The sequence below is a fragment of the Vibrio crassostreae 9ZC13 genome, assembly GCF_000272045.2.
GTDB classification, from domain to species: Bacteria; Pseudomonadota; Gammaproteobacteria; order Enterobacterales; family Vibrionaceae; genus Vibrio; species Vibrio crassostreae_C.
In genome coordinates this window covers 129,887-152,419 of record NZ_AJYZ02000002.1, presented here as the reverse complement: position 1 = coordinate 152,419, position 22,533 = coordinate 129,887, and the positions used below count along the sequence as shown (strand labels likewise).

Here is a 22,533-nt window from a genome sequence, read left to right as displayed (position 1 = left end):
TATCTCCCTTAACCTAGGCTGATTTGAACATCAACGCCAGCTGCAAGATCAAGACGCATTAGAGCATCAACAGTTTTATCTGTTGGCTCAACGATGTCGATCAAACGCTTGTGAGTACGGATTTCGTACTGATCACGTGCATCTTTGTTGACGTGTGGAGAGGTAAGAACAGTGAAACGCTCTTTACGAGTAGGAAGTGGAATAGGACCACGAACCTGTGCGCCAGTACGTTTTGCTGTTTCAACGATTTCCGCAGTTGAAGCATCGATTAGCTTGTAATCAAACGCTTTAAGGCGGATACGAATACGTTGGTTCTGCATGAGACAGAGCTCCAATTATTAAAAATTACACAAACAATATCGCCACTCAAACCCGATAAAACGAGAGAATGCCGATTGATTTATGTGAAACCGTAGCACCCAAAATTAGGACGCATTGTCAGTTAACTTTTGAAGTAAACAAGAAGTTTACTATTTTTATTAACCGCGAACATAAGCTGAGTATACATTACTAGGTAAGACCTACTCCTCAGTGCTCATTGGTTCACAACCAGCGTTAGCCAGTGCGATGCATTATACAGATCACACTTTAGTATGCAAGTAGTGTTGGAAAAATAATCGCAATTTATTGGAAGTTGGTTTTGTATCGAGAGGGAAGAAGATAGATGGAAGGTAATATTTCTTTTGAGAAAACAAAAGGGAAGCCGAAGCTCCCCTTTTCAGATGCGTGCTCTTCTAATGAAGAGAGTGCAAAAATCTAAATGCTATTAAGCGAAGATTTTAGCTACAACACCAGCACCAACTGTACGGCCACCTTCGCGGATTGCGAAACGTAGACCTTCGTCCATTGCGATTGGAGCGATTAGCTCAACAGTCATTTGAACGTTGTCACCTGGCATTACCATTTCTACGCCTTCTGGTAGAGTGATGTCGCCTGTTACGTCAGTTGTACGGAAGTAGAACTGTGGACGGTAACCTTTGAAGAAAGGAGTGTGACGGCCGCCTTCGTCTTTAGAAAGTACGTATACTTCAGACTCAAACTTAGTGTGTGGGTTGATAGAACCTTTCGCAGAAAGTACTTGACCACGTTCAACGTCATCACGCTTAGTACCACGTAGAAGTGCACCAACGTTCTCACCTGCACGACCTTCGTCAAGCAGTTTACGGAACATTTCAACACCAGTACAAGTAGTAAGAGTAGTCTCTTTGATACCAACGATTTCTACTTCGTCACCTACACGTAGGATACCGCGCTCGATACGACCAGTTACAACAGTACCACGACCTTGAATTGAGAATACATCTTCAATTGGTAGTAGGAACGGTTGGTCAACTGCACGCTCTGGCTCAGGAATGTAAGAATCTAGTGCTTCTGCAAGCTCAACGATCTTGTCTTCCCACTGCTTCTCGCCGTTTAGTGCGCCAAGTGCAGAACCTTGGATAACTGGTAGGTCATCACCTGGGAAGTCGTATTCAGAAAGAAGTTCACGAACTTCCATCTCAACTAGCTCAAGTAGCTCTTCGTCATCTACCATGTCACATTTGTTCATGAATACGATGATGTAAGGGATACCAACTTGACGACCAAGTAGGATGTGCTCACGAGTTTGAGGCATAGGGCCGTCAGTCGCAGCAACAACTAGGATACCGCCGTCCATTTGTGCAGCACCAGTGATCATGTTTTTAACATAATCCGCGTGTCCTGGACAGTCTACGTGTGCGTAGTGACGTGCTGGAGTATCGTACTCAACGTGAGAAGTTGCGATTGTGATACCGCGCTCACGCTCTTCTGGAGCGTTATCGATAGATGCGAAATCTTTAGCAACACCACCGTACACTTTTGCAAGAGTAGTACAGATAGCAGCAGTTAGAGTTGTTTTACCGTGGTCAACGTGGCCGATAGTACCAACGTTTACGTGCGGTTTCGTACGTTCAAATTTTTCTTTAGACACAATCGTGTTCCTTCCTAGTTATGATTCGCCACGTTCATTATTGAGCGAGACGCGCCAGAAATTGCTATTTTATGCGCCAACTCTCGTTAGCGCAATATTTGGACGCATTGTTCTTTCAAAAAATGAAAAAAAATGCCTTCCTTTTGTTTAACCACGCTCTGCAATGATTGCTTTTGCAACATTGTTAGGCACTTCAGCGTACTCACTAAACTCCATAGAGTAAGAAGCACGACCTTGTGTCGCAGAACGTAAATCAGTTGCGTAACCGAACATGACAGACAACGGAACTTGTGCACGAATTATCTTCAGGCCAGCTGTCCCCTCGTCCATACCTTCGATGATGCCGCGACGACGGTTAATATCGCCAACAACGTCACCCATCCAGTCTTCTGGAGTAGTTACTTCAACTTTCATCATAGGCTCAAGCAGAACCGGTTGCGCTTCAAGTGCACCCGTTCTGAAAGCCATAGAGGCAGCGATTGTAAACGCCATCTCACTTGAATCTGTTTCATGGTAAGAACCATCATATAGTGTAGCTTTGATATCCAAAACTGGATAGCCAGCAAGCACACCATTGTTCATCTGCTCTTCAACGCCTTTAGCAACTGAAGCGATAAACTCTTTCGGTACGATACCATTGGCAATTTCATCCACAAAGACAAAGCCTTCGCCAGCTTCTGATGGTTCTAGTTTCAGCCATACGTGACCGTACTGACCTTTACCACCATGTTCACGGATAAATTTACCTTCCGCTTTCGCTGTACCACGAATAGTCTCACGGTAAGCCACTTGCGGGTTACCAACGTTGCAGTTCACGCTAAATTCGCGCTTCATACGGTCAACGATGATATCTAAGTGTAGTTCACCCATACCAGAAATCAGAGTCTGGCCAGTTTCCGCATCCATATCAACGCGGAACGATGGGTCTTCCGCTGCTAGTTTACCTAGAGCGATAGTCATTTTATCTTGATCAGCTTGAGAGCTTGGCTCTACAACGATCTGAATAACTGGGTCTGGGAACTCCATGCGCTCAAGAACAATCTTATGGTTCTGGTCACAAAGGGTTTCACCAGTAGTCACATCTTTCAGGCCAATGATGGCTGCGATGTCACCTGCTCGTACTTCTTTTACTTCTTCTCGCTTGTTTGAGTGCATTTGAACAATGCGACCCAAGCGTTCACGTTGTTTCTTCACAGAGTTATAAGCTGTTTTACCGCTTTCAACAACACCAGAGTAAACACGGATGAAAGTTAAAGTACCAACGAATGGGTCTGTTGCAATCTTAAATGCTAGCGCTGAGAACGGTTCTTTGTCGTCTGCGTGACGCTCTGCTTCGTTCTCATCTTCATCGATACCTTTAATTGCAGGTACATCGACTGGAGAAGGAAGGAAATCAACAACTGCATCTAGAACAGCTTGTACACCTTTGTTTTTGAATGCACTACCACAAGTAGCAAGTACGATTTCATTATTAAGGGTACGAGTACGAAGACCTTGTTTGATTTCAGCTTCTGTTAGTTCACCTTCTTCAAGGTACTTATCCATCAGCTCTTCATTTGCTTCTGCAGCAGCTTCAACAAGTTCTGTACGATATTCTTCAGCCATTTCTTGCATGTCTGCAGGAATATCTTCGTACGTGAAAGTCATGCCTTGGTCAGCTTCATTCCAGTTAATTGCCTTCATCTTGATAAGATCGACAACGCCTTGGAAGTTTTCTTCAGCACCAATGTTCAGTTGAATTGGAACAGGAGTTGCGCCTAAGCGGTCCTTGATCTGTTCAACTACGCGCAAGAAGTCAGCGCCGGTACGGTCCATTTTATTAACGAAAACCATACGTGGAACTTGGTACTTATCAGCTTGACGCCATACTGTCTCTGACTGAGGTTCAACACCAGATGAGCCACAGAACACAACAACTGCACCATCAAGCACACGCAGAGAACGTTCTACTTCGATTGTGAAGTCAACGTGTCCAGGAGTGTCGATGATGTTAATACGGTGGTCCGAGAACTGAGCTTCCATACCACGCCAAAACGTAGTGGTTGCTGCTGAAGTGATCGTAATACCGCGCTCTTGCTCTTGCTCCATCCAGTCCATGGTTGCTGCACCATCGTGAACTTCACCGATTTTGTGAGAAAGACCGGTATAGAACAGAATACGTTCACTTGTGGTTGTTTTACCTGCATCTACGTGAGCAACGATACCGATATTACGGTATTGCTCTATAGGAGTTTTACGAGCCACGGTTGAATCCTCTTATTAGAGACTTAGGGACTATTGCTATGTCTAGATTAGGCGTTAAAAGCGATGCTTCGCTAAAAATTGCTTGCCCTAGAAATAGCAATAGTTCCTAGCATAAGCATAGGAACTAAAGAAGTGCTGCAAGGAACCTTGCAGCACTAAAAAGGTATTACCAACGGTAATGTGCGAACGCTTTGTTTGCGTCAGCCATGCGGTGAACGTCTTCACGTTTCTTAACCGCAGTACCTTTGTTCTCAGACGCGTCTAGCATTTCAGCAGCTAGGCGTTGAGCCATAGATTTTTCACCACGCTTACGCGCAGCTTCAACTACCCAACGCATAGCAAGAGCGTTACGGCGAACCGGACGAACTTCTACAGGTACTTGGTAAGTTGAACCACCTACACGGCGAGATTTAACTTCTACCGCTGGGCGAACATTTTCAAGAGCTTCTTCAAATACAGCTAAGTGGTCTTTACCAGACTTCTCAGCCATTGAATCTAGTGCAGTGTAAACGATTTTTTCTGCAGTAGATTTCTTTCCGTCAACCATAAGGATGTTAACGAATTTTGCCAGCAATTCAGATTTGAACTTAGGATCTGGAAGGATCTTACGCTGACCTATTACGCGACGACGTGGCATGGATATTCTCCGTTGTCTTCTTCAGGTTTTTTCCAAAACTTTTCAGAATAATAAATAAAATAGTGTTTGGCCTTACTTAACGATTTCTTTTTAAAAAAGAGAATCAATTAAGACTTAGGACGTTTCACACCGTACTTAGAACGACCTTGTTTACGGTCGTTAACGCCAGCACAGTCAAGTGCGCCGCGAACAGTGTGGTAACGAACACCCGGAAGGTCTTTTACACGACCGCCACGGATTAGTACAACACTGTGCTCTTGTAGGTTGTGGCCTTCACCGCCGATGTACGAAGTTACTTCGAAACCGTTAGTTAGACGTACACGACATACTTTACGTAGTGCCGAGTTAGGTTTTTTAGGTGTAGTAGTGTAAACACGAGTACATACACCACGTTTTTGTGGGCACGCTTCTAGTGCAGGCACGTTGCTTTTAACAACTTGCTTTACACGAGGTTTGCGAACCAACTGGTTAATAGTTGCCATTAACTAGCTCCTGAAATTTACTTGAAAGTAAGCTTTGTGAAAAATCTATCCCTAATCACAAGTCGTAATTAGGGACGCAAAATTCTATTCAGCAGTGGGAGGTGTGTCAAGAAATATACAGATCTTTTTTAGCCGTCTAGAGCTCAGGATGGTCTACTTTTAACCAAACTGATAAAACACAGCTACCAAGTGACTGATTTGTCGTTCAAAACCGTCAGTTTAACGAAGCCATCGAAGTCAACTTGATCAATGGTACTTGAGACAAGTAGTTGTAAACCTCGGCTATCGAGATCTGGTTTTAACACCGACACCTGCTCTACTGCGCAGATTTGAGTGAATAACTCATGATTGGGAAGGCAAACATACACCGCATCTTCCACCAAAAGATACTGATCTTGTGGCTGAGAATAGGTCAATGCGAGTTTAAGTTTGTCGACTGATTTTACAATATGAAGCATAGCGTCCCCTAGAAAGTCAGTATCTGTTGGCACTGAGCTAACTTCTGCGTTAACTCGTCGGCTTCAACGGTGGTCACATCGATCAGCAGGTTGTCTGCTGAAAGACCAAACTGACTCAGACTACGCTGACACACATACACCTGTTCGATGTCGTACAGGTCCATAAGTTTGAATGCAGAGATGTAGTCACGCGATAGTGTTTCGTCGGGCTGCTGCGCTTTGAGAAGCTGTGTCACGCCATCGCCAACAAAGAACACGGCAATGTCTTCACTATATGCGGACGCAGCAAGCAGGGCGTCTAACCCTTCTCTACCCGCAGCGGTCGTATGAGGGAAACTGTTAAATATAAAGGCTAACTTTCTCAAAACTGCACAACCCTATCTTGCGTTAGTAGCGCTTCCGATAAGCTCCCTAATCCGGCTTGAGTAAATCCAGTGGCTAGGTTAGAGGCACTTAGTTGATGTTGCTCTGCTTCTTCAGAGCTAATCACTCCGCGTCTTAGCGCAGCTGCCACACAGGTTTCAAGGCTAACATCGTGTTCATCAGCCAGCTTTTGCCAAGCAGAAGCTAAATCAAATTCATCGTTAGCCGGTACGGTAAGGTCTGAGCCGTTACTGACGCCATCTTGATAGAAGAACACACTGTGAAGTTTGTGGCCCTGTTTAATCAGAGCCACGGCAAACTGGTAGGCACTTCTTGCTGACTGTGAGCCATAGACTGGCCCATTCACTAGGAGTGTATAGCTTAGCAACCCTCTTCATCCTCTGTTTTACGTTGGCGGATGTATAGGTACACGGTGTGCTTAGAGATGTTCAGTCGCTCAGCAACGCGGTTGATCGCGTCTTTAATATCGAAAATACCTTTGTCGTACAGCTCCATCACGATCTGACGGTTCTTAGTATTGTTCGATACCGATTTGTCAGCGTTAATTTCTTCAATGGTGCGTTCAACCGTTTGGTCGACAAGTTCTTCAACGTCACTAGCGAAGTTAACCGATGATGCGGCTTCGTCTGCGTCTTGTGTAGGCATGAACGATTGCAGCACTTGTGAGAATGGCGCGTCTAGATTCACGTTAATACACAGTAGGCCAATCACTCGGTCTTCACCGTTGCGGATAGCAACCGTGATCGACTTCATCAACACTCCGCCTTTAGCGCGAGTGAAGTATGAACGTGAGAAGTTACGCTTAGAACCTTCAATATCTTTTAGCATCTTCAATGCAAGATCGGTGATCGGCGAGCCAACCTGACGACCTGTATTTTCGCCGTTGGCAATTTTAATCGCAGAAGTATTGAGGTCTTCTAAAGAGTGCAAAACGATTTCACAAAACGGACCAATAAGGCTCGCAATACCGTCAACAACGGCCTCATAAGATCTTAGAATGATTTTATCGTGTTCACTGAATGGCATAACGTGGACTGATTCCATTTCAAGTAACACATCTGCATTGACTGTTTCTGTAGTAGTCACTTATTCCTTACCTTCGTGTGAAAAATCAACAAATTTATGTAAGTTTATCAGAAAATTTTAATTGCACACCTAGCTAACATTGCAACTAGTGATTTAGAACAAGTTTAAAAATCAAATACTCATCTTCAAATCATAAAAAAAGGTTCATCGCGGCTTTCCGGGGAAAGCCGCTTTTATCTTCAAGAAGAAGTAGTCGGTATCTCGATACCCATACCCCATTCGCTTGATTAGCTTTATCTTGTTGTTTATCCCTTCTAGGGTGCAGGTGTTTAGCGGATAACTTGCCGATGCGATAATACCGTGAAGATAAGGACTCAGTTTTCGTGCGAACTCTTTCAATGGCTTAATTCCACTCTCTTGTACTTGTGCCCACCAAGCCTCCCAGAGCCCTTTAGCATGTGCTTCTGATTCACAATACCAAAGCTCTTTGAGTTGTGCCCCGAGTATATAAGTGGTCATTAAGTCCTTATTGATATTCAATATTTCTGTAAGATAGCTGTCTTGCCGTGGATTTAAGTTGCCTCTATTTTTCAACAACACCCAGCGTGAGCGCTTGACCCATTGCCTCGCTTTTTTATCTTGCTTGAGTTTGTTGGCTTGGTCGACTCTGACTCTATCCATTACCTCACGACCGAACTTAGCAACAACATGGAATAAGTCGTAAACGATTTTTGCGTTCGGGCAGTGCGCTTGAACTTCAAGGTCAAAAGCCGTATTCATGTCCATCGCGACCGCTTCGATATTATTGCCATGCTTGCCTAACAGCTCGAAGAACGGTCGTATGTCCTTGCGGCTACGGCCTAACCCTATCCAAATGACTTGATGAGTCTTAGCGTCAGCAATGACCGTGGCATACCTATGCCCTTTAAAGATAGCGAACTCGTCCATGACGAGTTGCCTTAGCTCTTCCCATTTCACTGACGGCACCACTTGTCGAAGTCGGCGTTTATCTATCTCTTTAATGGTGTGCCAATGTACGCTCGTTAACTGGGAGATATGCTTAATGGGAAGAAGAGGCAGCAGTTGTTCTATATAACTTTTTAGGCGCTTCGTTATACGAGCATAAGGCTCTAACCAAGATAGAGACTCTGTTTTGATGCCGCAGTCACGACACTTAATTCTTCGTGTTTGAACGGAAAGTTCAACAGGAACACCGAGCAACATGGCTTCTTTCACATGACGCCATTGATACTCGTGGATAGCTTCGGCTTCAAGACCACAAAGGCACTTAGCCTCAGAGTTAGGTTTAAGAGTCAGGGTAATAAGTGATGCTGTCTGGTGAGACTTTACTATTTGAAAGCCTTCCCAGAATGAAGATAGGAAAGTATGATTCGGCATGAAAACGGTAGTTTGTGTATGATTTTTGTTTGGCGACTAAACCATATCACTTACTACCGTTTTTGTTTTTAGTTCCCGCTAATCCGCGATGAACCTAAAAAAAGCCTAACTCAAAGTTAGGCTTTTTATTCAATCAACGTATTTTAGTACGAGGCTTTTAACCGATATTACTGTGCAGGAGCTGCTTCAGCATTATCGATGTTTAGTAGTTCTACTTCGAATACTAGCGTTGAGTTAGCAGGGATAGTCGGTGTGTCTTGCTCACCGTATGCTAGCTCTGGTGGGATAACGAACTTGTACTTAGAACCAACTTGCATCAGTTGTACGCCTTCAGTCCAGCCTGGGATTACGCGGTTTAGTGGGAATGTTGCTGGTTCGCCACGATCGTAAGAGCTGTCGAACTGAGTACCGTCTGTTAGCGTACCTTTGTAGTGTACTTGAACGGTATCAGTGTCTTTTGGAGAAGCGCCTTCACCAGCAGTCATTACTTGGTAAAGTAGACCAGATTCAGTTTGCTTAACGCCTTCAGTTTTAGCGAACTCAGCGCGGAAGTCATCACCGGCTTTCTTCACTTCTGCAGATTTTTCTGCCGCTTGTGCTTGCATCGTTTCAGCAACACGCTTGTCTAGAGCTTCAAGAGCTGCGCGAGTTTCTTCTTCGTTAAGTGCTGTTTTCTCTGCGAATACGTCTTCGATACCTTGAAGAACCATATCTTTGTCTAGGTTGATACCTAGCTCGCTTGGCTTATCAATGCTTGTGCTTAGGTAGTTAGCGAAAGATACACCGATTGCGTAAGCCGCTTTGTCATCTTCTGTTTTAAAGTTTACTGCTTCAACTTTAACTTCTTCTACCTGTGGAGCTTCTGCCTTTGGTTCTTCTTTCTGACAACCAACTGCTAGCATAACCGTTGCGGCAAGCAGTGATACTTTTAAAACTGATTTCATTGAATTCTCCAATTAATGGCCAAGCCATTGGTTATTGTGCACAAATCTAATGATTAGATTGGTGTGAATACGTTAGTTATAACAATATACTAGTCATATGTCTTTCGACACAAACCGGATTATTAGATGTGATGCGAATATTTTTCCACTCATTGCTATGTACAATTGTCATCACCTTGTTAAATGGTTGCTTTTTCTTCCAAGATGATGAGCAGCGTTGGGAAATTGAGCCCAATGGTGCCACCAGCTTTGCACTCAGCAGAGATGGACGCTTCGCCCTGCTCTACTCTCAGCAAAAGCAACTGCTCCTTTGGGACCTCGCCGAAGACCAAGAGTTGGCTCAGCTTGGTCCACAAGACCAGTTAGAAAACCAAGTATCGCGTATCCGTATCTCGGACAATGGCCGTTTTGCCATTACCGCTAGCCAGATGAACTTCGCCGTTTGGGACTTATCTTGGACTCAAGCACAAGGGCTCTGGTCTATCTCCGACGGCTTGATTCGCGATGTCGATATCTCTAGCAATGGTGAAAAAGTACTGCTTGGCCTTTCTAATGGAAAAGCCATCTATGTGGACTTAGTCACCGGACGCCGTCTGGAGTTCCTTGCTCACCGAGAAAAAGTGAATTCAGTCTCCCTCTCTTCTAATGGCCGCTACGCATTATCAGGCGGCAACGACTATAAAGCCTACCTGTGGGATACCGAGTCAGGCTTGGTATTACGCACCTTTGAGCATGAACAAAGAGTAGTACGAGTCGCGCTACAACGCGATGGCGAGCTGGCTTTTACCTCTGATGGCGGCAATCAAGCGATGATTTGGGATCTTGAAACGGGCGAACCTCAAGCGCAATTGCAAAGCTGGTCTCGACAGTTGATTTTCTCGAGTGCGCGTTTTTCTGATGACGGCAGTATGTTGGTGACGGGCACACCATCCAGCCAAGTGAGTGTGTGGAATACTCAGGATGGCAAGCGAATTTCTCGCCACGATGCTGAGCCATTAAAAGATGCTCGCCCTCCTCGTGCGGTAGTGTATGATGCAGCCTTTGATGATAAGAACCGTGTGATATCGGGCACCTCTGCGGGCATTGCCCAAGCTTGGAATGTGGATTAAGAACGATGACAGAAAAGCGAGTTGAACAACTAGAAAGCCGCGTAAATGACCTAGAGTGTCAGCTAGCTTTCCAAGAACAGACCATTGAAGAACTCAATGAAGCGCTTAGCCAACAACAAATGTTAATCACGAGAATGCAAGATCAGATGAAGTTCGTGGTTGGCAAAGTAAAAAATATGGATGGCTCTAATCTAGCTGACGCATCAGAAGAGACGCCACCTCCACACTATTAAGTGCGGTTCAAAATAACCAATTAAATCTAACGACGCATATCGTTAGTTTCTCGTCCTCAATGTGTAAACACATTTCAGGACGGGACATAGAAAACTAAGAGGGCGACAGATACTTATCTGTCGCCCTTTTGTTTATTTCATCTCAGTGAATAAGCTAAAGCCAATTAAGCCGATACCAACTTAGTCGTCGGCATAAATCTTCACTTCAACACGACCTTGAGTATCAACGCTTGCACGATACATTCCTGAGCTGTTCATACCAAAATGAATATCGCCTTGGCCATCGATCGCGATCAAGCCACCTTCTCCACCCATGGTTTTCAATTCACCTTGAATGATCGTTTCACAAGCGGTGTGCACATCTTCTTTCAGATAACGCATTCGGGCTGCGACATCGCTGGCGACCATTTTACGTAGGAAGAACTCACCCATCCCGGTTGTTGAGACGGCAACGTTGCCATTTTCAGCGATGGTTCCCGCCCCAATAATCGGAGAATCACCCACGCGACCGTATTTCTTATTGGTCACGCCACCGGTACTGGTTGCTGCTGCTAAGTTACCCGCTTGGTCTAATGCGACTGCACCGACCGTGCCGTACTTTTTGTCATCTGGGTATTTCTCAGCTTGCTGTTCATCATATTTCGCTTCAGACAGAGCAAAGATGCCTTTCTCTTTCATCGACTGAAGTTGATCATAGCGGCGCTCAGTAAAGAAGTAGTCTTGCTCAGTAAAGGTGTACTCATGCTCAAACGCAAACTTCTCGGCACCTTCACCAATCAGCAGCACATGGTCGATTTTCAGCATCACATCACGCGCAAGCTCTATTGGATTTTTGATATGGCGAACCCCTGCAATAGCACCCGCATCCATTTCGCGGCCGTGCATCACAGAAGCGTCCATCTCAACAAATTCATCATGCGTTAAAACAGAGCCCTTACCGGCATTAAAGTGCGGGCTGTCTTCCATCACCTTAACCGATGCCACTACCGCATCCAGAGCATCACCACCCGCTTGCAATATTTGATAACCAGCCAAAACCGATTTTTCCAAAGCCTCGGTAATACCCGCTTTTAATTCATCGCTCATTTGCTCTCGCAAGATGGTTCCTGCACCACCATGAATGGCAATTGAAAAAGGTTGTGACATGCGAATTCTCCACTGACGTCGTCTTATAATGTTGTGCTATCAATACCACATCCATGGTTCTATGTCTGATAGCGAAAACCAAACTTTTTGCGAATACTTGGCTCAGTAGATAAATGCGAGACTCCTAAACGCAAAAAGCCTCCACAAGGGAGGCTTTCAAGATTCTTAAACTAAACCGTTAATTCGGTATTAGTGAGAACCACAGCTACCGCCGCCGCAGCAGCCGTCTTTTTTCTCTTCACCGTGGTCATGGCCTTCGCCACCACAGCAACCGCCTTCGTGGTCATGATCGTGGTCGTGACCGCCACAGCCGCCTTCTTGGTGTACGTGACCGTGTTGAACTTCTTCTTCAGTCGCTTCACGAACCGCTACAACTTCAACGTCAAACGTTAGAGTTTGGCCAGCTAGCATGTGGTTACCATCAACAACAACTTCGTCGCCATCTACTTCAGTAACTTCAACTGGGATTGGACCTTGGTCAGTATCAGCTAGGAAACGCATGCCAACTTCGATTTGCTCAACACCTTGGAATACGTCTGCAGGAACACGTTGAACTAAGTCATCGTTGTGCTCGCCGTAAGCGTCTTCTGGAGTAACCGTTGCTGAGAACTTGTCGCCAGCTACTTTGCCTTCAAGCTCTTTTTCAAGACCTGTAATTAGGTTGTTGTGACCGTGAAGGTAATCTAGTGGAGCTTCTGCAGTTGATTGGTCAACTACTACGCCATCTTCAAGTTTCACTTGATATGCAACACTAACTACTACGTTCTTTTCAATTTTCATGAGAGCTCCAAGGAGGTTTGGACTAAGCTCGAACAGTTGAGCTTAGGAAAAATTCTGTACCGGGATATTATGGGGATCAATTAACGAAACTCAATCATTCTGGCTTAAAAATACCGATCATTTCTTGATTCGCGTGTTCAGATTTCTCTACAGTTTTCGGTTTACGCTGTTCTGTGAAGTCACAATCGACACATTCCACCAGCTCGATATTATTTTCAATCCACCAACGGAGTGCGTCTTGAGTACTGCAACTTGGGCAGCTTGCCCCTGCGATAAAGCGTTTTTTCTGTTTCACGTTCATATCCTTTACTACTCTGGATTCGCGGTTCTTCCCACTCACTTTATTGATAAGTTAAGCAGAGACCGCGTTTATTATTAGGTTAGTTCTATAGTCTGTTATTTCTATGCCCAAGCTCTATTTCTAAGCTCAAGCATGAGTTATCACTTCAAGCTACTGCCAATAGTTTCGAGATTGGTGATCGTTTTCCATCTCGTGTCCAAAGATCTCTTCAAGTTCTTTACGAGCCTCTTTCGCTCTTTGGGCTAACTCGGCATCTTCGTTATGCTGAGGCAGCAACTCTTTCAGCATACCATTATCCAACTTTCTAAAGTGTGCTTCTGCTCGCTTCGCTTTATATGGATGCATGCCAAGTTCAGTCAATGTTTGACGACCTAAATCCAATGCTCCAAGGAAGGTTTCACGCGAATAGTTACTCACACCGTGGTTAAGTAGTTGATACGCTTCAACACGGCTTCGTGCACGCGCCAAGATCTTTAAGCGTGGGAAGTGCTGCTTACATAAATCGACGGTTTTCATGATTTCATCAGGGGAGTCAGTACACAACACAATCGCCTCTGCTTTATCAGCACCGGCTGCGCGTAATAGCTCTAGGTGAGTCGAGTCTCCGTAAAACACCTTGTAGCCGAACTTTCTAAGGATGTGTATTTGGCTGGCATCACTTTCAAGGACAGTGATACGAATCTTGTTGGCATACATCAGACGACCAATGATCTGACCAAAACGACCAAAGCCCGCAATAATCACTCGAGGGCTGCGATCAACCACATCCGAAGACATCGCACTTTCACTGATTTGATTAAGCTGACGTGCAAAGAATCGGTCTTGCAGTTTAAGCATCAATGGCGTGGTCACCATAGAAAGGCTCACAACCACCAGTAAGAACGACACTTGTTCGCCACTTAAGATGCCTTGCGCACTCGCCGCAGTAAAAATAACGAAAGCGAACTCACCACCTTGGCTAAGGATCATCGCCATTCGGCTGCGTGCTTTAGCTTGAGTGCCGAAGATACGAGCCAGCGCATACAGCACCAAACCTTTCAATACGACTAGCGACGACACTGCAATAAGTATTGCGAATGGGCTTTCTGCCAGTAGACCTAGGTTTACCGCCATACCCACAGAGATAAAGAACAGACCAAGCAGTAAACCTTTGAATGGATCAATCGCGATCTCAAGCTCGTGTCGATATTCACTTTCAGCCAGAAGTACGCCCGCTAGGAAGGTACCTAATGCCATCGACAAGCCAATCCGTTGCATGATCACAGCAATACCAATCACAAGTAACAGCGCCGCGACGGTGAATAACTCACGCACACCACTCATCACTACGTATCGGAAAAGTGGTCTCAACAAGAAGTGGCCACCGACCAGTAGGCCAATCACGCCACCCAGCATCCACAGCATGTCAGCCCAGCTACCGCCGGTATTACCCGCAAGTAGAGGCAACATTGCTAGCATTGGAATAACAGCGATATCTTGGAAAAGCAGTACTGCAAAGCCCGACTGCCCTGCTTCTTTGCCGCCGAGCTCTCGCTCTTCAATAACACGCAAGGCAATCGCAGTCGAAGACAGCGCCAAACCCATACCTATCACGAGACTGGTTTGCCAGGTTAATCCAAATAGACAGGCGATGGCGGTAATAATTAGAGTGGTGATCAGCACTTGCGCGCCGCCCAACCCGAGAATGGGGGCTCGCATCTGCCACAGTTTTTTCGGGTTAAGCTCTAAACCAATCAGGAAGAGCAGCAGTACCACCCCGAATTCGGAGAAGTGCAGAATCGCCTCTACATCACTGATTAAGCCCAGCCCCCATGGGCCAATTGCCACACCTGCTAATAGGTAACCGAGTACTGAACCCAAACCGGCGCGCTGTGCGATAGGAACCGCAACCACAGCAGCCGCTAAAAATATAACGCTACTTTGTAGAAAATCATTAGTCAGAGCCATCATCTGCTCCTATATCTTGTAGCGGGTCTCGCAACCAATTTCGATACGCTTCGGCGTGTTGGTAACGCGTCATATCGGTGACATTTCTTGCCCAGTGTAAAACCAAAGGGGATATCCAGTTCATTTGACACAAAGCAGCGGTGAGCTCGAATGGTTGCAAGATCTCTTGTAATGGATATTTATTATAACCTGCGGCACCAAACGCCTCTTCTTTACCACCGGTAGTAATCACACTGCGCCAGTGTTTGCCTTTAAGCGCACTTTGCTCACCAAAAGCAAAGCCCTTGCCTAACACGCGATCAAACCACTCTTTTAACAATGAAGGACAGGAATACATGAACAGAGGATGCTGAAACACGATCACATCGTACTGAAGGAGCAATTCATGCTCATAAGGCACATCAATAAAGAAGTCAGGGTAGATGGCGTAGAGATCATGAACTTTGACATGACCGAGCGACTCTACCTTCTTAACCATCATCTGGTTAGCAATAGAGGTTTGCGGCTCTGGGTGCGCGTAGATGATCAACACCTTTGGCACGACTTTGTCTGTCGAGGGAGTATTACTCATTCCTTTGAAACATTCCTTTGAGGGCTAAACGGTGGCAAGGCCACAAGAATTTAAGCAAAAGTTATTAATATGTTATTGGCATCATAACGCAAATTGCATTGTGATCGACTTTTATCTGGTTTCAGCCTACTATGCAGGCGTCTGTTCACCTCTAATTTCTATGCTATTTCAATTATGATTACTTTCTCTGATATTCAATTGCTACGCGGCGGTAAGCCACTCCTCGACCAAGCATCTGCGACTTTTCACCCTGGCGACAAGATCGGTTTGGTTGGTAAAAACGGCTGTGGTAAATCTACGCTATTCGCCTTAATTAAGGACGAACTGTCTATTGATGCGGGTTCATTCAGTAAACCAGCCCATTGGGAAATGGCTTGGGTTGCTCAAGAAACACCTGCATTAGAAAGAACAGCAATTGAATACGTGATTGATGGCGACCGTGAATACCGCGGCCTTGAAGATCAACTAGAGAAAGCTGAACAAGCCGACAATGGCACATTGGTAGCAGAGATCCACGGCAAGATTGAAACCATTGGTGGTTACAGCATAAAGGCACGTGCTGCCGAGTTACTGGATGGCCTAGGCTTTAGCCAAGAACAAATGACATGGAACCTGACTCAATTCTCAGGTGGTTGGCGTATGCGTTTGAACCTAGCGCAAGCCCTACTGTGTCGCAGTGACCTACTGCTACTCGATGAGCCTACCAACCACTTGGATTTAGACGCAGTAATGTGGCTCGAGCGTTGGTTACAAAGCTACCCTGGCACGCTAGTGCTTATCTCGCACGATAGAGACTTCTTAGACCCTATCGTCAACCGCATCGTGCACGTTGAAAACCAACAGCTCAATGAGTACACGGGTAACTACTCATCGTTCGAAACCCAACGAGCGCAAAAACTGATTCTGCAACAAGCGATGTACCAAAAGCAGCAGAAACAGATGTCTCACATGCAGAGCTACATTGACCGTTTCCGTTACAAAGCTTCAAAGGCTCGCCAAGCGCAAAGCCGTATTAAAGCGCTAGAGAAAATGGAACAAGTGCTGCCTGCTCAGTTTGATAACCCATTCAGCTTTGAATTTAGAGAACCAGACGCACTACCAAACCCAATCATGATGATGGATGAAGTATCAGCGGGCTATGATGACAATCTGATTCTAGAAAAGATTCGCTTGAACCTAGTACCGGGCAGTCGTATTGGTTTGCTTGGCCGAAATGGTGCTGGTAAATCAACACTGATTAAACTGCTTTCTGGCGAACTTAAACAGCAAGGCGGTGAACTGAGTTATTCGCAAGGCGTTAAGATTGGTTACTTTGCACAGCACCAGTTAGAAACGTTGCACCCAGAAGAAACACCGCTGCAGCACATGATGCAGATTGCCCCTAAACACACCGAGCAACAATTGCGTGATTACCTAGGTAGCTTCGGTTTCCAAGGTGAAAAAGCGCTCGATAAAGTAGCACCCTTCTCTGGTGGTGAAAAAGCGCGTTTAGTATTAGCGCTACTGGTATGGCAAAAACCAAACCTGTTGCTACTCGATGAACCAACCAACCACTTGGATCTCGACATGCGTCAAGCGCTGACTTTTGCCCTGCAGACATTTGAAGGCGCAATGGTTATCGTATCGCACGACCGTTACCTACTGCGTGCGACTACCGATGATTTATACCTTGTACACGACCGCCAAGTAGCACCGTTTGATGGTGACTTAAGCGATTACTACAAGTGGCTAACCGAACAGCAGAAAGTTGAGCGCAAAGAAGCACAAGCATTGGCACCAGCAAAAGACGGCGCCAACAGTGCAGCAGCGAAAAAAGAGCAGAAACGAAAAGAAGCCGAGTTCCGTAAACTGACGGCACCACTTCGTAAAAAGCTCACTCAATTTGAAAAGCAGATGGATAAATTAACGCAGGCTCTTGAAGAAGCCGAACAAGAATTATCCGACACTTCACTGTATGAAGCTGAAAATAAGGCTAAACTGAATAAAGTACTCGCTCTCCAAGCGAGCAGTAAGTCACAGCTAGAAGAAGTTGAAATGGATTGGATGTCCACTCAAGAAGAGCTTGAGCAGATGGAACAGGATATGGATAGCTTATGAGTCCAGAGCACGCCCCAATATCACTAACACTGGAACGACTATGGCAATTTAGCCTTCAGTATTACAGTGTGCGCGGTGTAAAGGATGCGTGCCTAGCTTTGCAAAACCAGTTCCACGGCAACGTCAATCTACTGCTGCTTCTCAAATGGCTTGATGAGCAGCAATTGTCTTTTGCTGAAGAGGAGTGGCACAAGGTTCAACAGTGCTTGAGCCGCTCTGAAACCCTGCTTCATAGCTATCGAGAGCTACGTAAACATCTCAAAGCACACGTTGTCGACTCTCTATACCGTGAAGCGCTAAAGTTTGAGTTACAGCTTGAAAAGCAACAACAGTCCGATCTGGTCGACTGTATAAACTCCCTACAGCTGTACGCTAACCAGCAATCACCGCTCACTTTTCAGTACTGTCGTTTATTAGGGGCTGAAAACCTCTACGACGCTTTTTCTGAACCAGCACCACAGCCCTAGCTCATTCTCTTTCCCTTTTATTCAATCAAGATCCAAGCTTAACCTTGATATTATTCAAACGGTTACCCATAGCCTGTTTTTGTATCTCGTATAAGTGAAGCCTTGCGCTTATGCCGAGAATCAACCAAGCTCAAATAAAAACGTGGGCGTTTCGTTACAAACTCAACACGTTATCAAAACCCGTAAAAGAAGCATGGATCGTTTTTATGACAATATTTACCGCAGCTGCTGGTCTCTCTAATCCGCACTTACAAACCTTAGTGCCACGGTTTATTCGAAAGCAGGCGCTGTTTCATCCTCACTGGCAAACCTTAGAAACACCCGATGGTGACTTTCTTGATCTTGCTTGGAGCGAATCACCAGACGGTGACACCTCAAATAAGAATGATCGCAGTAGCAAGCCGATATTCGTTCTATTCCACGGTTTAGAAGGTAGCTTTGAGAGCCCTTATGCCAATGGATTAATGAATGCGTTTGCTAAAGATGGTTGGTTGTCCGTGATGATGCACTTCAGAGGCTGCAGCGGAAAACCCAATCGCCTGGCTCGCGCTTACCATTCAGGTGAAGTCGAAGATGCGCGCTTTTTTCTAAGACACCTGCACGCCCAGTTTCCGAATAACCCTAAGGTTGCGGTTGGCATATCTTTAGGTGGAAACATGCTGGCGAACTATTTGGCTGAGTACGCAGACGACCCATTGCTGTCGGCGGCGACCATCGTATCTGCTCCTTTTGACTTAGCGTGTTGCTCTAGTCGTATTGAGCGTGGTTTCTCCAAGCTCTATAAGAAGTACCTGCTCAACTCTCTAAAATCGAATGCGCTAAAAAAGGTTAACCTGCTGCAGGAAAAACTTGGCATCACCGCTGAAGCCATCAAGAACATCACCAAACTGTATGAGTTTGATGAACGAATCACTGCGCCTCTGCACGGCTTCAAAAATGCCCAAGATTATTATGCGCAATGTTCTGCTCTGCCTAAGCTCAATAAGATCAAACTACCGACTCAGATCATTCATGCCAAAGACGACCCTTTCATGACCGATGATGTGATCCCAAAATTTGTTCTGCCCGATAACATCGATTATCGACTGTTTCAAAAAGGCGGCCATGTTGGGTTTATTACTGGCAGTACACTCAAGCCAAGGTTTTGGTTAGAAGAAGCCTTGCCTGCCTACTATGAAAGTATCCAAGATTCGGCATAATGACCGAGCCTTAGTAAATAGAAGTAAAACAATACTAAGCACACGCATTTCTACATCAATAAACCTATTTATGAACATAAAAGAGAGAAGTATTTATGATCATCCCATGGCAAGACATTGCGCCAGAGACACTGGAAAACCTCATCAAAGAGTTCGTGCTGCGTGAAGGCACAGACTACGGCGACGTAGAGGTTTCACTGCAAAACAAGATTGATCAAGTGAAACATCAATTAGCTTCAGGAGAAGTCAGCATTGTGTTTTCTGAGCTCCATGAAACCGTTGATATTCAAGTCACAAAACGCTTCTAAGCTGCGCTCATAAAGGAGCCGTGTTATAGTGGTAAACGATTGCTAACAAGTAAGTTACTCAAAAGACAAGGGTTGTCATGTCCGCTAAACATCCAATTATTGCGGTGACGGGTTCATCTGGAGCCGGCACCACCACCACCTCAGAAGCCTTCCGTAAAATGTTCAATATGATGGACGTGAAGGCCGCTTGGGTTGAAGGGGATAGTTTCCATCGCTTCACTCGCCCAGAGATGGATGTCGAGATCCGTAAAGCGCGCGAGCAAGGTAAGCACATCAGCTACTTTGGTCCTCAAGCCAACGACTTTGGTGCGCTAGAAGAGTTCTTCCGTAAATACGGTAACGAAGGTACAGGTAAAGTAAGAAGCTACCTACACACCTTCGATGAAGCCGTGCCTTACAATCAAATGCCGGGCACCTTCACGCCATGGCAAGAGATCCCTGAAAACTCCGATGTGATGTTTTACGAAGGCCTGCACGGCGGTGTGGTTGATGGCGACATTAACGTTTCTCAACACGTCGACTTGCTGATCGGCATGGTACCTATCGTCAACTTAGAATGGATCCAGAAATTCGTTCGCGACACACGCGATCGTGGTCACTCACGTGAAGCAGTAATGGACTCGATTGTTCGCTCGATGGATGATTACCTTAACTACATTACTCCTCAGTTTTCGCGTACTCACATCAACTTTCAGCGTGTTCCAACGGTAGACACATCAAACCCTCTCAACGCTAAAGGGATCCCAAGTTTAGACGAAAGCTTCGTTGTTATACGTTTGCGCGGCATCAAAAACGTCGATTTCCCTTACCTTTTAGCTATGATTGATGGCTCATTTATGTCTCGCCACAACACGCTTGTGGTACCAGGAGGGAAGATGAGTTTTGCTATGGAGCTCATTGTAAGGCCGATCCTACAACAACTCATCGAAACCGGAAAAATTGGTTAACAGAGCACCATTCTGGTTGATTACTTTTCATACCGTGATCATGTGCACAATTTTGCGTAAAAAATCGTAGCTTGGTCACGATTAAAATCAAGAAATAGTACCTGAAAAAGGATACTATTCTTAAACGAAACACAAGATAGCTTGCAGCGCTCAACGAGTGCTCTTATCCTACAAGTCAATCCAGGCTTAGCTAAAATACGGAAAGCGGCAAGCATACCCTGCAGAGGAAGTGAGATATTATGGTTCTAGGTAAACCTCAAACCGATCCAACATTAGAGTGGTTCCTTTCACACTGTCATATTCATAAGTACCCATCAAAAAGTACTTTGATTCATGCTGGTGAAAAGGCAGAAACCTTGTACTACATTGTTAAAGGTTCTGTGGCAGTTCTTATCAAAGACGAAGAAGGTAAGGAAATGATTCTTTCTTACCTAAACCAAGGCGACTTCATCGGTGAGCTAGGCTTATTCGAAGAAGACCAAGAGCGTACAGCTTGGGTTCGTGCAAAATCTCCTTGTGAAGTAGCTGAAATTTCTTTCAAGAAATTCCGTCAACTTATCCAAGTGAACCCAGACATCCTAATGCGTCTATCAGCGCAAATGGCAAACCGTCTACAAGTAACTAGCCAAAAAGTTGGTGACTTAGCGTTCCTTGACGTAACTGGTCGTATCGCACAAACGCTACTAAACCTAGCAAAACAACCAGATGCAATGACTCACCCTGACGGCATGCAAATCAAGATCACTCGCCAAGAGATTGGCCAGATCGTTGGTTGTTCTCGTGAGACAGTTGGTCGTATCTTGAAGATGCTAGAAGAGCAGAACCTAATTTCTGCACACGGTAAAACTATCGTGGTATATGGCACTCGTTAATCTCGATTAACTGAGCATAAAATTTGAAAGCCACCAAATGCAAATTTGGTGGCTTTTTTGTTTTCTAAAGATCTACAAAGAAAATACGAATGAAACACCTACAGCTTCGAAGCGCAAACACTCTCGAAGCGAAGCCTATCTGCATCTTTAGGGTAAAGTCCGTACTCGTATCTTTCTTTAACCGTTAGTGCTTTCGAAGATCTTGTCAGCCGATGCTGCCACAAAACCGGTATAAAGCTCACCATTAGCCATCGCATAACGCTTAGCGAACTCATAGAAGCCTCCAGGAATCATCTCATTGCCCTCAACAAATGAAACTGGGACTTTATCTGCCATTGTTGATGATTGCTCTAATAAGACCTCTGGAGAGCCTTTAACCTGGCCACCAGATGCATTGATCGTGAAGCCTGATTCGCTCAAATAATCATTCACTGCCTGCACTTCATCAAAAGCATCGAGTTGATTAACGCTCACTGTAAAGTGGTTGGCACCGTAACCATGAGCTGCGAGCCAAGACGCGTATTCACTCTCTTTTGCAAGCACTTGGAAATCTGCGAAGCTCAAGTCCCATAGACGACCACCAAACAAGAATTCATGGCCTTGAAGCTTGCTTACGTCGACTTGCTCAACCAATTTAGCAACGATCTGTTGTAAGTCACTTGAACACTCTTCGACCTTCAACTCACTAATGAACACTTTAGGTTGATTTGGATCTGGGTGCTCGTAATGCTTCGCGACTAGCTTCTTACTCTCAAACAAGTAATCGCCACACGCTTTATAACCTAGCTCAAGGAAAGGCTTAGCCAATGTTTCAATACCTAGCGGAGCAACATTGAAAGTACGCAGTGCAATGTGATCATTAATCAGGGCTTCGTCTTCTTTCAGCAAGTGATGCACTTTCTCAGCCGATGGACAAAGCCTATGAATGTAATCGTCCCAAAGTGATTTAAAGAGTAGATCGAGCGTCATGGTGACTCCTTGTCAGAGGTTCTAGCAAGCTAGTAGTTTGGATTAGAAAGGGAGAGGCTGAGA

Annotated in this window: 25 protein-coding genes; 8 read left to right on the top strand and 17 right to left on the bottom strand. The window is 45.3% G+C overall.

Annotated features, from left to right (window positions below; genetic code table 11):
* Positions 1-8: 8 nt before the first annotated feature.
* The 11 genes from rpsJ to fkpA all read right to left on the bottom strand — a co-directional run bounded on the left by rpsJ (position 9) and on the right by fkpA (position 9,524).
* The gene (rpsJ, locus tag A136_RS00695) at positions 9-320 is read right to left on the bottom strand and encodes a 30S ribosomal protein S10 (RefSeq protein ID WP_004736761.1); all 312 of its coding nucleotides are present in this window, start codon (positions 318-320) and stop codon (positions 9-11) included.
* A gap of 446 nt (positions 321-766) precedes the next feature.
* Entirely contained in the window at positions 767-1,951 is a 1,185-nt protein-coding gene (gene tuf / locus A136_RS00690; protein WP_010435158.1) for an elongation factor Tu, read from the bottom strand.
* A 147-nt stretch (positions 1,952-2,098) separates the two neighbouring features.
* On the bottom strand, positions 2,099-4,195 hold the full coding sequence (fusA, locus tag A136_RS00685; RefSeq protein WP_017061101.1) for an elongation factor G: 2,097 nt from the start codon (positions 4,193-4,195) through the stop codon (positions 2,099-2,101).
* A 166-nt stretch (positions 4,196-4,361) separates the two neighbouring features.
* The gene (gene rpsG / locus A136_RS00680) at positions 4,362-4,832 is read right to left on the bottom strand and encodes a 30S ribosomal protein S7 (RefSeq protein ID WP_010435163.1); all 471 of its coding nucleotides are present in this window, start codon (positions 4,830-4,832) and stop codon (positions 4,362-4,364) included.
* Positions 4,833-4,939: 107 nt separating this feature from the next.
* A complete protein-coding gene (rpsL, locus tag A136_RS00675; protein WP_004737194.1) occupies positions 4,940-5,314 on the bottom strand; it encodes a 30S ribosomal protein S12 in 375 nt (124 codons plus the stop codon).
* A 182-nt stretch (positions 5,315-5,496) separates the two neighbouring features.
* Entirely contained in the window at positions 5,497-5,772 is a 276-nt protein-coding gene (gene tusB, locus A136_RS00670) for a sulfurtransferase complex subunit TusB (protein ID WP_017063711.1), read from the bottom strand.
* 8 nt (positions 5,773-5,780) lie between these two features.
* Positions 5,781-6,137 (bottom strand): sulfurtransferase complex subunit TusC, encoded by a 357-nt coding sequence (gene tusC / locus A136_RS00665; RefSeq protein ID WP_017063710.1) that lies wholly within the window; start codon positions 6,135-6,137, stop codon positions 5,781-5,783.
* Positions 6,134-6,523, bottom strand: a complete 390-nt coding sequence (gene tusD, locus A136_RS00660; protein ID WP_017063709.1) for a sulfurtransferase complex subunit TusD — start codon at positions 6,521-6,523, stop codon at positions 6,134-6,136. The genes tusC and tusD overlap by 4 nt, the downstream gene beginning before the upstream one ends.
* Positions 6,517-7,242, bottom strand: a complete 726-nt coding sequence (locus A136_RS00655; protein ID WP_004729851.1) for a helix-turn-helix transcriptional regulator — start codon at positions 7,240-7,242, stop codon at positions 6,517-6,519. Before A136_RS00655 ends, tusD begins: the two co-directional genes overlap by 7 nt.
* A gap of 144 nt (positions 7,243-7,386) precedes the next feature.
* Positions 7,387-8,580 (bottom strand): ISL3 family transposase, encoded by a 1,194-nt coding sequence (locus A136_RS00650; RefSeq protein ID WP_017063708.1) that lies wholly within the window; start codon positions 8,578-8,580, stop codon positions 7,387-7,389.
* A 167-nt stretch (positions 8,581-8,747) separates the two neighbouring features.
* On the bottom strand, positions 8,748-9,524 hold the full coding sequence (fkpA, locus tag A136_RS00645; RefSeq protein ID WP_017061105.1) for an FKBP-type peptidyl-prolyl cis-trans isomerase: 777 nt from the start codon (positions 9,522-9,524) through the stop codon (positions 8,748-8,750).
* Positions 9,525-9,655: 131 nt separating this feature from the next.
* On the opposite strand from fkpA, the gene A136_RS00640 reads away from it, so the two are divergent.
* A complete protein-coding gene (locus A136_RS00640; RefSeq protein WP_017063707.1) occupies positions 9,656-10,633 on the top strand; it encodes a WD40 repeat domain-containing protein in 978 nt (325 codons plus the stop codon).
* Between the two features lie 5 nt (positions 10,634-10,638).
* Positions 10,639-10,866, top strand: a complete 228-nt coding sequence (locus tag A136_RS00635) for a SlyX family protein (protein WP_009848930.1) — start codon at positions 10,639-10,641, stop codon at positions 10,864-10,866.
* A 180-nt stretch (positions 10,867-11,046) separates the two neighbouring features.
* Here A136_RS00635 and A136_RS00630 read toward each other — a convergent pair whose 3' ends face one another.
* From A136_RS00630 to kefG, 5 genes are all read right to left on the bottom strand, one after another.
* Positions 11,047-12,012 carry an isoaspartyl peptidase/L-asparaginase family protein gene (locus A136_RS00630; RefSeq protein ID WP_017063706.1) on the bottom strand — a complete coding sequence of 322 codons (966 nt, stop codon included), beginning with the start codon at positions 12,010-12,012 and terminating at the stop codon, positions 11,047-11,049.
* Between the two features lie 189 nt (positions 12,013-12,201).
* Entirely contained in the window at positions 12,202-12,792 is a 591-nt protein-coding gene (gene slyD, locus A136_RS00625) for a peptidylprolyl isomerase (RefSeq protein WP_017063705.1), read from the bottom strand.
* 94 nt (positions 12,793-12,886) lie between these two features.
* The gene (locus A136_RS00620; protein WP_029235155.1) at positions 12,887-13,087 is read right to left on the bottom strand and encodes a YheV family putative zinc ribbon protein; all 201 of its coding nucleotides are present in this window, start codon (positions 13,085-13,087) and stop codon (positions 12,887-12,889) included.
* A 156-nt stretch (positions 13,088-13,243) separates the two neighbouring features.
* Positions 13,244-15,040: a glutathione-regulated potassium-efflux system protein KefB gene (gene kefB, locus A136_RS00615; RefSeq protein ID WP_017063703.1), complete on the bottom strand. Its 1,797-nt coding sequence runs from the start codon at positions 15,038-15,040 to the stop codon at positions 13,244-13,246.
* The gene (kefG, locus tag A136_RS00610; RefSeq protein ID WP_017061111.1) at positions 15,027-15,611 is read right to left on the bottom strand and encodes a glutathione-regulated potassium-efflux system ancillary protein KefG; all 585 of its coding nucleotides are present in this window, start codon (positions 15,609-15,611) and stop codon (positions 15,027-15,029) included. The genes kefB and kefG overlap by 14 nt, the downstream gene beginning before the upstream one ends.
* Positions 15,612-15,785: 174 nt before the next feature.
* On the opposite strand from kefG, the gene A136_RS00605 reads away from it, so the two are divergent.
* The 6 genes from A136_RS00605 (at position 15,786) to crp (ending at position 21,501) form a co-directional block, all read left to right on the top strand.
* A complete protein-coding gene (locus A136_RS00605) occupies positions 15,786-17,708 on the top strand; it encodes an ABC transporter ATP-binding protein (RefSeq protein ID WP_017061112.1) in 1,923 nt (640 codons plus the stop codon).
* Positions 17,705-18,175: a TIGR02444 family protein gene (locus A136_RS00600; RefSeq protein ID WP_017061113.1), complete on the top strand. Its 471-nt coding sequence runs from the start codon at positions 17,705-17,707 to the stop codon at positions 18,173-18,175. The genes A136_RS00605 and A136_RS00600 overlap by 4 nt, the downstream gene beginning before the upstream one ends.
* Before the next feature lie 206 nt (positions 18,176-18,381).
* The gene (locus A136_RS00595; RefSeq protein WP_019825349.1) at positions 18,382-19,374 is read left to right on the top strand and encodes a hydrolase; all 993 of its coding nucleotides are present in this window, start codon (positions 18,382-18,384) and stop codon (positions 19,372-19,374) included.
* Between the two features lie 95 nt (positions 19,375-19,469).
* Positions 19,470-19,682, top strand: a complete 213-nt coding sequence (locus tag A136_RS00590) for a YheU family protein (protein ID WP_010435208.1) — start codon at positions 19,470-19,472, stop codon at positions 19,680-19,682.
* Positions 19,683-19,759: 77 nt separating this feature from the next.
* The gene (locus tag A136_RS00585) at positions 19,760-20,629 is read left to right on the top strand and encodes a phosphoribulokinase (protein ID WP_010435210.1); all 870 of its coding nucleotides are present in this window, start codon (positions 19,760-19,762) and stop codon (positions 20,627-20,629) included.
* 239 nt (positions 20,630-20,868) lie between these two features.
* The gene (crp, locus tag A136_RS00580) at positions 20,869-21,501 is read left to right on the top strand and encodes a cAMP-activated global transcriptional regulator CRP (protein ID WP_004729651.1); all 633 of its coding nucleotides are present in this window, start codon (positions 20,869-20,871) and stop codon (positions 21,499-21,501) included.
* A gap of 177 nt (positions 21,502-21,678) precedes the next feature.
* On the opposite strand, the gene A136_RS00575 is transcribed toward crp, so the two are convergent.
* The gene (locus A136_RS00575; RefSeq protein WP_017063701.1) at positions 21,679-22,470 is read right to left on the bottom strand and encodes a DUF1338 domain-containing protein; all 792 of its coding nucleotides are present in this window, start codon (positions 22,468-22,470) and stop codon (positions 21,679-21,681) included.
* Positions 22,471-22,533: the final 63 nt, after the last annotated feature.